7 protein-coding genes and 1 pseudogene are annotated in these 11,155 nt (G+C 67.9%); 7 read left to right on the top strand and 1 reads right to left on the bottom strand.

Annotation, left to right across the window (positions count from 1 at the left end; translation table 11 throughout):
* A pseudogene (locus tag DPV74_RS20420) lies at positions 1-200 on the bottom strand (NmrA family transcriptional regulator); the annotation flags it as partial.
* 94 nt (positions 201-294) lie between these two features.
* Between DPV74_RS20420 and DPV74_RS20415 the strand changes: the two are divergent.
* The 7 genes from DPV74_RS20415 (at position 295) to DPV74_RS20385 (ending at position 11,154) form a co-directional block, all read left to right on the top strand.
* The gene (locus tag DPV74_RS20415; RefSeq protein WP_091921570.1) at positions 295-966 is read left to right on the top strand and encodes a TetR/AcrR family transcriptional regulator; all 672 of its coding nucleotides are present in this window, start codon (positions 295-297) and stop codon (positions 964-966) included.
* Positions 967-1,691: 725 nt separating this feature from the next.
* Positions 1,692-3,356 carry an AMP-binding protein gene (locus DPV74_RS20410; RefSeq protein WP_091921568.1) on the top strand — a complete coding sequence of 555 codons (1,665 nt, stop codon included), beginning with the start codon at positions 1,692-1,694 and terminating at the stop codon, positions 3,354-3,356.
* Entirely contained in the window at positions 3,353-4,240 is an 888-nt protein-coding gene (locus DPV74_RS20405; protein ID WP_091921566.1) for a hypothetical protein, read from the top strand. Before DPV74_RS20410 ends, DPV74_RS20405 begins: the two co-directional genes overlap by 4 nt.
* Positions 4,219-5,349: a 3-oxoacyl-ACP synthase III family protein gene (locus DPV74_RS20400; protein ID WP_162923096.1), complete on the top strand. Its 1,131-nt coding sequence runs from the start codon at positions 4,219-4,221 to the stop codon at positions 5,347-5,349. Before DPV74_RS20405 ends, DPV74_RS20400 begins: the two co-directional genes overlap by 22 nt.
* Entirely contained in the window at positions 5,346-6,344 is a 999-nt protein-coding gene (locus DPV74_RS20395) for a ketoacyl-ACP synthase III (RefSeq protein WP_027792381.1), read from the top strand. The genes DPV74_RS20400 and DPV74_RS20395 overlap by 4 nt, the downstream gene beginning before the upstream one ends.
* Positions 6,345-6,349: 5 nt before the next feature.
* Positions 6,350-7,246 (top strand): MBL fold metallo-hydrolase, encoded by an 897-nt coding sequence (locus DPV74_RS20390; protein WP_027792380.1) that lies wholly within the window; start codon positions 6,350-6,352, stop codon positions 7,244-7,246.
* 89 nt (positions 7,247-7,335) lie between these two features.
* Entirely contained in the window at positions 7,336-11,154 is a 3,819-nt protein-coding gene (locus DPV74_RS20385) for an AMP-binding protein (RefSeq protein ID WP_119337848.1), read from the top strand.
* The last annotated feature ends 1 nt before the right edge of the window (position 11,155 follow it).

Genomic DNA, 11,155 nt, shown 5'->3' with positions numbered 1-11,155 from the left:
AGATCGGGCTGGTAGGTCACGTACGCGGCCGACACGCCCGCGAGCGCGGCGGGCCACGTCTCGGGCGCCGTCCAGTCGAAGCGGACGGCCGACGTGCGCGACACGGGCCGCGTCGCGATGCCGCGCGCGCGCAGCCGTGCATCGACGCGGGCGCCCGTCTTGCCCGAACCGCCGACGATGAGGGTGGGAAGTGCCGACATGACCGTCTCCTTTGACAAAAATGCGAGAATATCTCGCGTTTTGAAAACACGATAGACTCTCGCATTAGCAACGTCAAGTTTTTCTGGAGGCGGCATGGGCCGACAAAAATCGGGGCAAAACGACGAGCCCGACGCGGCGGCAGCGACATCGGATACCCCGGCGCGCGCGCGGCTGGTACCGACGCAGCAGCGCAGCCGCGAGCGGTTCGAGCGCATTCTCGCGAGCGCGTCGGAGGTGATGATCGAGAAAGGCTGCGACGCGTTCCGGATGAGCGACATCGTCGAGCGCACGGGCATCTCGTTCGGTTCGCTGTACCAGTACTTCCCGGACAAGGCGGCCGTGATCGGCACGCTCGCGGAGCGCTACAACGAAGCCGGGCACGACTGCGTGCGGCGCGATCTCGCCGCGATGAAGTCGCTCGACGACCTGCACGCCACGCTCGCCCGCATCACGGACAGCTATTACCGGATGTTCGTCGACGAGCCGCTGATGCGCGACATCTGGCGGGCCACGCAGGCCGACCGCGCACTGCAGGCGCTCGACCGGGCGGACGGCGAGTTTCTGGCGGGGCTGTTGGCGGATGCGCTGCGGGAACTCGCACCGGCGGTGCCCGACGCGCAGTTGGCGGCGTTCTCGGAATTGACGATGGTGTTGATCGCCGCGGCGGTGCGACATGCGATCGAGTTGCCGCCGAAGGCGGCGCGCAGGATTCTCGCGATGTTCAAGCAAACATTGCCGGAAAATCTTTCCGTGCTCGACAGCTAGGCCGCGCACGAATTTCATAATCGGGAAATTCTCATTCCCCGTTCATTATTGAATATTCGCCAATATAATTACAAAAACAAAGGGCGCAACGCGAGACCGCGGCGCCCGCATCCCTGATTCCCCGTTAAAATCGATTCAAAGCTCCGCGACGCTCGAAAGCGCGGAGCTTTCGTTTTTTTGCGCAATGCAATCCGCTTCATGAAGCGACGCGCGTTTCGCGCCGGTGAACTCCGCGACGCTTCATTCAGCGTTGCGGCAGCCAGACTCCGCCGGAGTCAACAAATCGCGAGATGATTTACCGGAATAGATTAATTAAAAGATGACGATGATCAATGGAATCGATTTCAATCAATAATCACAATCATCCATCGATTCTTCCATTTACTTTTCAATATTGCTTCCGCTAAGCTTGCGCCAGGATTTTTTTGACGCCGACCAGATTGATCGACGAATTTCAGATTCAGGCGAATTTGAATTAAACCGATCGATTATTGTTTATTTTGAAAATCAAATGAGACGATATCACTCCACCGAAACCGGCCAGCCTTCATCCGGTTGACCGGGCACGCCGTGCGTCGCTCGGCGACAGGTGCCTGCCGCCCCGACCACATCTCTTTGGCATCGCGACTCAGGCTGCGCGGGCCGCGCCCGGTCATGGCGCACGGCCCGCGCGGCACCGCACCGCTATCGCGAACTTCGAACTCACACTCTTGCGAGCGCTGACGATGGACGACTTTTGCCGCGCGAATTTGCCCCCTGCCGAGGATTGGCCGACGTTCGTCTTCGAATTGCCGGGGCTGCAGTTTCCGCCGTTTCTCAATTGCGCCGCCGCGCTGCTGGATACCGCCGTCGACGAGCGCGGCTGGGGCGATCGCGCGGCGATCACGACCGGGTCTGGCATCACGTGGTCGTATCGCGAATTGCGCGATGCCGCCAACCGGATCGCCAACCTGCTCGTCCATGACGGAGGCCTCGTGGCCGGCAATCGGGTGCTGCTGCACGGCGCGAATCACCCGATGCTGGCCGCCGCGTGGTTCGGCGTGGTCAAGGCCGGCGGCGTCGCCGTCGCAACGATGCCGAAGCTGCGCGCGGGAGAACTGTCGACCATCATCGGGCGGGCCCGGGTCACGCACGTCATCTGCGAAGCCGGGCTGTCCGCCGAACTCGACGCGGCGATGGCGAACCTGCAGTGGCGCGGCGACGTTCGACGCTACGACACGGACGACACGCATCCGCACGCGCGCTGGCTCGACGGCCATTCGGCGGCATTCGCGGCCGCCGAAACGCGCGCGGACGATCCCTGCCTGATCGCGTTCACGTCGGGAACGACCGGGGAACCGAAGGCAACCGTCCATTTTCATCGCGACGTGATGGCGGCCTGCCACTGCTTTCCGCAGCACGTGCTCCGGCCCACGGCCGATGACGTCTTCTGCGGATCGCCGCCGCTCGCGTTCACGTTCGGCCTCGGCGCGCTGCTGCTGTTTCCGGTCAGCGTCGGCGCGAGCGTCGTGCTGTTGCCGAAAGCGGGCCCGGAACAGCTGCTGGCGGCCGTCGAGCGGCATCGGGTCAGCATCCTGTTTACGGCGCCGGCGGCCTATCGGGCCATGCTCGATCATCTCGACCAGCGTGACCCGTGCGACATCTCGTCCCTGCGCAAATGCGTGTCGGCGGGTGAAGCGCTGCCGCCATGGACGCGCGATGCGTGGCAGATCCGCACCGGCCTGCACCTGATCGACGGCATCGGGTCGACCGAGATGCTGCACATCTTCGCGTCGACGGGCGACACCGGCACGAAGGACGGCGCGATCGGCAAGGCGGTGCCCGGTTACCGCGTTGCCGTCGTGGACGAGCACGGCCAGTGCCTGCCGCCCTACGAGATCGGCTACCTGGCCGTGCAGGGGCCGACCGGATGCCGCTACCTGAACGACACGCGGCAACGCGACTACGTCAAGCACGGCTGGAACCTGACGGGCGACAGCGCCTACCTGGACGAGGACGGCTGTCTGTTCTACCAGGCACGCGCGGACGACATGATCATCACCTCCGGCTACACGGTGTCGCCCGGCGAAGTGGAGCAGGCGCTGCTGCGCCATCCGGATATCGCCGAATGCGGCGTCGTCGGGCAAGTCGACGAACGGGGCGGCACGCTCATCTGCGCGCACGTGGTGCTGCGCCCGGGCGTCGACGGCTCGGATGCGTTGACGACGCAGCTTCAGCAGCACGTGAAAAGCGTGATTGCGCCATACAAGTGCCCGCATCGCGTGGCTTATCACGCCGCCGGTTTGCCGCGCAACGAATCGGGCAAATTGCGGCGTGCCGTGCTCCGACAGGCGGGTCATGGCGCGGCGCGTTCCCTGAATCAAGCAGTCCAAAGCGAAGAAATCCTATGAAAATTCTCGGCGCCGCGGCGGCCGTTCCGGCCCCCGCGACCACCGCGCAATCCTGCGCGAACGACTACGCGATCAAGGCGGCCAGGCAGGCGCTGCAACAAGCCGGTTGCCTGCCGTCGGAACTGGATCTGATCGTCAGCCTGTCGATCTCCCCCAGCCGGATGGCGGACGCCCCGTCGATCGCGGGCCCGCGGCTCGCGCACCCCGTGCAGCGCGACCTGCGTGCGCGACATGCGGCCGTGTTCGATCTGCTCGATGCGGACTGGACGCTCGCACTCGATCTCGCGCAAAGCCATTGCCGGCAGCTCGGCTATCGGCGCGCGCTCGTCGTTCGCGCGGAAGCGCTCGCGGACGTCGAGCAGGTGGCCGAGAGCGGCTTCGCCGACGGTGCGGGCGCGATCGTGCTGACGCCGTCCGGCCATGACCGCGCTTATGCGAGCCGCTACGCGGATCTCGATTCCCCCCCGTTCGCGACGCTCGACGCGCTTGCGCCCCGGCGCGTGAACGGCAGCCTGTCGCTGGCCCGCTTCGAAAGCCGGTTCGATCGCACCACCGGCCGGTTCGACGCCGAACCGGCCAATGCGGGCGCCGCGGTCAACGCGATGCTCGACGCGGCGCAAAGCCGCATCGACCGGCGTGCCGCCACGCTGTTCTGCGAATCGTGGCTGGGTGGATGGCCGTCGATCACCACCAGCGCGCGGGATGCTTTCTGCGTCGACGTCGTCACCGGTCCGGCGGAGATTCCGAACCCGTTCCAGCTGCCCGCGTGGCTCGCGTCGCGCGTCGCAGATTCGATTTCGTTGCGCGACGATGAACGGACGGTGATCGCCATGACACTGGACCCGTTCCGGCCGCGCATCGCCTGCAGCACGATGGAGGTCTGACGGTGCACAACGTCCGAATCGCAAGTCTCGCCTGCCGCCTGCCGGCACGCCAGGTCCCCAACAACGATCCCGTCTTCGCGGGCGTCGAGCCCATTCCGGCGGAATGGTGGCAATTCTGGGGCATCGAATCGCGCCACATGATCGACCCCGATGCCGGCGAATCCGAGCTCGCGCTGGCCGAGCGCACGGCCCGCGGCGCCCTCGCGCGTGCCGGCGTGGAACCCGCCGAACTCGACCTGGTGCTGTTCAACATGACGTCGCCGTTCGTGTCGCTCGCCGACGGCCGGCGCCGGTTCGCGCCGCGGCTCTCTCGCGCGCTGCGCGACCGGCTCGGCGCCACGCGCGCGCTCGATGCCGATATCGAGATGGAATGCGCGAGCTTCGTGCTGCAACTGCAGCTCGCCGCGAACCTCATCAAGCAGGGGCGCGTGAAACGGGCGCTGGTGTGCTCGTCCGAGCGCATGTCGGCGGTGGTCGACTACACGAGCAAGTCGTCGACGAACTTCGGCGACGGCGCGGCCGCGGCCGTGCTCGTCGCGGAGCCGGCCGACCCCGACGGCGCCGACTGGCTGGATGCCGCATATCACAGCGACGCCACCCGCTACGACCTCGTGACGATGCAGTGGCGCAATGCGCAGGCCGCGGCCGACGACGACGCGGAAACCGGCGCCGACAACCCGTTCGGCGTGTATTTCACGCTCAAGCCCGAAGCGCAGGAGGCGATCTCGCGCTTCATGCCGGTGGCCATTCCCGACATCGTCGAGCGCCTGCTGCACCGGAGCGGCACCGGCATCGCCGACGTCGATGCGATGGTGTTCCACCAGCCGTCCGCGCTGCTCGTGCGCTCATGGGCGCAGCGGCTCGGGCTCAGGTCCGATCAGTATGTGATTCGCGTGGCCGATTGCGCGTGCCTCGTGTCGGCCGCCGTGCCGTTCGCGCTGGCCGAGTCGATCCGGCAGGGCGTGATCCGGCCGGGATCGAAGGTCGTGATTGCCGGCGCGGGCGCGGGCTGGGGCTTCGGTGCGCAATTGTGGCGCTGGGGTGAAACCGTCGTGTCCGATGCGGGCGGCACGGTCGCCGCCGTGACGGAACAGGAGGGTCAGGCATGAGCGCCCGTCTCGTCATCGCCGGGTTCGGCCATGCGCTGCCCGAGCGGATCGTCGGCAACGACGAAGTCGCCGGCATGATCGACACCAGCGACGCGTTCATTCGCGAACGCACCGGCGTCGTCGCGCGACGCTATCTCCGCCCCGATCAGCATCTGGCGGATCTCGCCTGCCCGGCCGCGGAACGCGCCATGGCCGACGCGGGCGTCACGGCGCACGACGTCGACCTGCTGATCGTCAATACGCTGTCGCCCGATCATCACGATCCGTCGCAGGCGTGCTACATCCAGCCCCGGCTCGGCTTGCGGGAGGTGCCGTGCTTCGACATCCGCGCGCAATGCAGCGGCGGGCTCTACGGGATCGAGATCGCGCGTCACTTCCTCGCGAGCGGCCTGTATCGCAACGTGCTGCTGGTCTGCGCCGAGGCGCTGTCGCGGCGCATCGACACGAGCAACGCCGGGCGCAACCTGTCGATCCTGCTGAGCGACGGCGCCGCCGCGCTGCTGCTGCAGGCGACGGACGAGCCGGCGCGCGGGCTGATCGACCTGACGCTCGGCGCCGACGGCACCCAGTTCGACCTGCTCGCCACCGAGGCGCCCGGCGCGCGACGCCCGCGCTTCATCGACGCGGACGACATCGCGGCCGGCCGCCACCACTTCCGGATGAAAGGCGCGCCGATGTTCGAAGACGCGACGCGCCGCATCGTCGACGCATGCCGGCAGATGCTCGACAAGCACCGGCTGACGATCGGCGATATCGGCCTGGTCGTGCCGCACCAGCCGAACCTGCGCATCCTCGACGCGGTCATCGAGCGGCTCGGGCTGCCCCGCGAGCGCTGCATGATCTCCGTCGATCAACTGGGCAACATGGCGAGCGCGGCGTTTCCGGTCGCGCTCTCCCTCGCCCGCGAGCAAGGCCGCATGCCGGCCGGCCAGCTCAACCTCCTCGTGACCTACGGCGCGGGCGCGACATGGGCCTGTGCGCTCTATCGGAGCTGATCGACATGCTGAACGCATCCCCCGGGTGGATCGAGCCGCGGCTGGCGCTGATCGGCACCGCCGACGTGCCGCTGTACGTGATCGTCAACGACGAGGCCGCGACGCTGATCGAAGGCGGCCTGAGCGGCATGACGGCGCTCGTATGGCAGCAGCTTCACGACCTGCTGCGGGACTTCGGCGGCATCCGGCATTTGCGCTACTGGCTGATCACCCACTCGCACTATGACCATTGCAGCCTGCTGATGACGCTCAAGTCGCGCATGCCGTGGCTCCATGTATCCGGTTCGCCCGACGCGTTCGATGCGTTCCAGAGCCCGTCGGCGTGCCGCACCATCCGCCAGCTCGACGAGCACGCGTCACGGTCGTGGGAACCCGCCGCCGGCGCCGATTTCACCGAGTTGTCCGACCTGCCGTTCTACCCGGTCAATCCGGGCGCGCAGCTCGATATCGGCGACGGGATGCAGATCCGCACGATCGCGCTGCCGGGCCACAGCCGCTGCCAGTTCGGCTACTACTGCCCGCAGCTGGACATCGGTTTCGTGTCGGATGCGCTCGGCGAGTTTCAGGACGCCACCCACTGGCTGCCGCTGGTCTTTCAGGACCTGTTTGCGTACCGGCACTCGCTGGACGTCATCGAACAGCTGCATGCACCGCGGCTTGCCCTGGGGCACCACGGCATCCTCACCGGCGAGCTCGCCCGGTCGGCCGCACGGCATGCGCGCGCGTGCCTCGATGCACGCGAGGCCGACGCACGCGCGGTTCGCGGCAACGCCGCCGCCACGCAGGCACTGGCCCACCAGTGGACGGCCCGTTACGCGGCAAGAAGCGAAAAGGTCGTGCCGCGTTTCCTGCATCTAAAAAGCATGACGCACATGATCGACCTGTTCCATCGCGCCGAATAGCCGTATCCGGATGTCCGCCGCGGCAACGCACGGGCGCCGGCCGGTGCGAGGCCCCTGCTCGCTGTTTTCATTCCTCTTCCGACGACATCATGACCACTGCGACCTTGCCGACTACGCTTGGCGAATTGCTTCAGAACCGCGCCGCCACACGCGGCGACCACACCGCCTACGTGTTCCTGAGCGGGCCGCCCGAGCAGGAACGGGCCGAATCGATGACCTTCTCCGAGCTCGACGTGCGCGCCCGCCGGATCGCCGCGCTGCTGCGGCAGAACGCGGTCGACATCGGCGACCGCGTGCTGCTGCTGTGCCGGCCGGGCCTCGATTACGTCGGCGCCTTCATGGGGTGCCTGTATGCGGGCGCGATCGCGGTGCCGGCCTACCCGCCGCGCAACAGGCAGCATATGGTACGGATCGCCGGCATCGTCGAAAACGCGGGCGCCGACACGATCCTCTGTTCGGCCGAGGACCACGCGCGCTGCTCGACCTGGCTCGCCGATACCGACGCGTCCGGCAGCACGCTGCTCGACGTCGGCGGCGCGCACGCGCTGGCTCCCGCGGATTCGCCCGCCGGCGTGCAACCGTCCCACATCGCGTTTCTGCAATACACGTCGGGAACGACGGGCACACCGAAAGGCGTGATGGTGAGTCACGCGAACCTGATCCACAACCTGGGGCTGATACGCGAATGGCTTGCGTATGACGAGTCGAGCACGATCGTCAGCTGGCTGCCGCCGTATCACGACATGGGCCTGATCGGCGTGATCCTGACGTCGCTGTACGGCGGCTTCCGCAGCGTGCTGATGGCCCCGGAACGGTTCATCCAGCATCCGTACCTGTGGCTGCGCGCGATCAGCCAGTACCGCGCGGACCTGACGGGCGCGCCCGATTTCGCGTACCGGATGTGCTGCCGGCGAATCTCCGACGAACAGCTGGCGACGCTCGACCTGTCGTGCCTGCGCGCCGCGTACAACGGCGCCGAGTCGGTGCGCGCCAGCACGCTGACGGATTTCTCGCAGCGCTTCGCGGCAGCGGGCTTCGCCGCCGACGGGTTCCTGCCGTGCTACGGGCTCGCGGAGGGCACGCTGTACGTCGCCGGCCGCACGGGAAAGCACCCGGTCCGCACGCTGTGCGTCGACCAGGCCGCGCTCCAGCGGCAATCGGTGGTGTTGCGCAACGAGACCCTCGGCGTGTCGCCGCAGCCGCTGGACCGCCCGGGCGAGCGGGTTCTGGTCGGCGTGGGCCGCACCGACGGCGAACAGCAGGTGATCGTGCGCGACCTGGAGACCAACGCGCGATGCGACGACCGGACCATCGGCGAAATCTGCGTGGCCGGCCCGAGCGTCGCCGCCGGCTACTGGCGGCTGGACGAACAGACGCATTCGACCTTCCGGCACACGCTGGCCGGCGACCGGGACCAGGCCTTCATGCGCACCGGCGATCTCGGTTTCATTCTGGATGACGAACTGTACGTGACCGGCCGGCTCAAGGACATGGTGATCCTCGCCGGCCGCAACTACTACTCGGAAGACATCGAGTACGCGCTGATCGTCGGCGTGCCGGAACTGGTGCCGAACGGCTGCGCGGCCTTCATGGACGACCAGGCCGACGCGGAACGCCTGATCGTCGTGGCCGAAGTCGAGCGCACGCAGCGCAAGGGCAATCTCGACAGCTTCATCGACGCGATTCGCCAGGCGATCTGGAACCGCCTCGACATCGGGCCGAGCAGGATCGTGCTGGTGTCGCCCGGCAGCGTGCCGAAGACGTCGAGCGGCAAGGTGCGCCGCAGCACGTGCCGCGCGCAGCTGCACGACGGCGCGCTGACGATCCTCGCGCAGTGGGACGTCGACGCCGGCACGCAAACGCCGGCCCCCGATCGCGGGCAGCCCGCGCGCCCGGCCGCCGGTGTCGACCAGCCGGCGGCCAACGATCGCCGGCGCGACGACGCCGCCACCGTCGACGAACTGAACGACTGGCTCAGGCACTACGCCCGCACGCGGATCGATTCGCGCACCATCGACGAGCGACGCACCATTCCGCCGCACGTCGTGCTCGACTTCGGCAACCGTGGCCTGCTCGGCATGCCGATCGACCGTTCGCATGGCGGGCTCGGGCTCGGCCACCGCGAGATGGCGCGCGTGTTTGCGCAACTGGCCGCGATCGATTCGACGCTGGCTTTTTTCGTCGCCCTGAACAATACGCTCGGCATCGTGCCGATCATGCAGCACGCGCAACCGACGTTGCGCGACGAACTGCTGCCGAGCCTCGCGAGCGGCCGAATGCTCGCCGCATTCGCGATCACGGAGCCGGCCGCGGGCTCGCATGTCCGCGCGATCGCGTCCCGCGCGCAGCGCACCGCGTCCGGCGACTGGCTGGTCAGCGGCACCAAGCGCTGGAGCGGCTCGTCCGCGTGGGCGGGGATCATCAACGTGTTCGCGAAGCAGGCCGACGGCACGGGAATGGTCGGCCTGGCGGTGCGACCCGGCACGCCGGGCGTGCGGATCGGCGCCGAAGAGCTGACGATGGGCGTGCGCGGCATGATCCAGAATTCGCTCCATCTGGATCGGGCGCGGATCGGCGACGCATGCCGGCTCGGCGACATCGGCCAGGGCCTGTCCGTGGCGCAGCACGCGATGAACATCGCGCGCCTCGGCATCGCCGCCGTCAGCGTGGGCGGAATGAAGCGCTGTGCGCAGCTGATGCATCGCTACGGGGCGCGGCGCGAGGTCGCCACCGGGCTCCTGCTGGACAATCCGCTGAGCCGCCTGCGCCTGGGCGAGCTGCGGGACCGCATCGACGGGCTCGACGCGCTGGTCGAGCACCTGGCCACCGAGCTGGACCTCGGCGTCGCGCTGCCTGAAGACTGCCTGCTGATCGCGAAGATTCTCGGCTCCGAGCTGCTGTCGCAATCCGCCGACGAGCTGATGCAGTTCCTGGGCGGCCGCGGTTACATCGAGACCAACTTCGCGCCGCAGATCTTCCGCGACGCGCGCCTGACCCGCATCTTCGAGGGGCCGACCGAAACGTTGCTGGTTCACCTCGGCAGCCGTCTGCTGAACGGAAGCGACGAACTTCCGCGTTATCTGGAAAGCGCGCTGGGCGCCGGCGTGCTGGCCACGGAGCTGCGCGAGCTCGGCGCCCGGCTGTCGCAGGACGAGCTCGCGAATGCGGCGAAACTCGGCGGCGCCGCGCATGCCGCCGTCTGGGTCAATTACTGGCTCGGCACGGTCGCGCAATGGGGACTGCTGCTCGCGGTGACCGAACGTGCGGCTGCGCGGCAGCGCATCGGTGACGGCGCGCTGAGCTGGGCGCAGCACCGGTACGAACTCGCGATCGAGGCGGCGCAGCGGCAGGTCGGCCTGCGATCCGCACTGACCACGTCGGCGCAATTGAACGACTGGGCCGCGCAGATCGGGCTCGAGATCGGCGCGATCGAGCAAACGGTCCCGGGCGCCAGCCAGCTCGTCGATCCGTTGCTGGACGCCGATCCCGGCGAGCACGCGGCCGCCGGCATGCCCGACACGCCGGCCGGCGAAGACGCCGGATCGGCGCCGGCCCCGATCGCGGGCGAGCCGGCGAGCCTGCTCGATCGCCAGCAGGTTCATGCCGTCGAACAATGGCTCATCGCGTGGCTGGGCGAGCGCCTCAAGCACCGCAAGCTTCGCTTGACGCGCGAGTCGACGTTCGCCGAGATCGGCTTCGACTCGATCCTCGCCGTCGAAATGACGATCGTATTCAGCGAGGCGTTCAGCGTGAGCGTCGATCCGTCCGCGGTCTGGGACTACCCGTCCATTCGCGCGCTGGCCGCCCATCTCGCGCCCCGTACTCGCGGCACCGCGCCGGCGCCGGTCGTGGCGCACGCCGATCCGGATGCCCCTTCATCCCACGCAGCCCAACCTTCGATCCTGTGAG

This window comes from Burkholderia sp. HAN2018 (assembly GCF_024704855.1).
Classification (GTDB): domain Bacteria; phylum Pseudomonadota; class Gammaproteobacteria; order Burkholderiales; family Burkholderiaceae; genus Burkholderia; species Burkholderia cepacia.
This window is presented reverse-complemented; position numbering and strand designations above follow the sequence as displayed.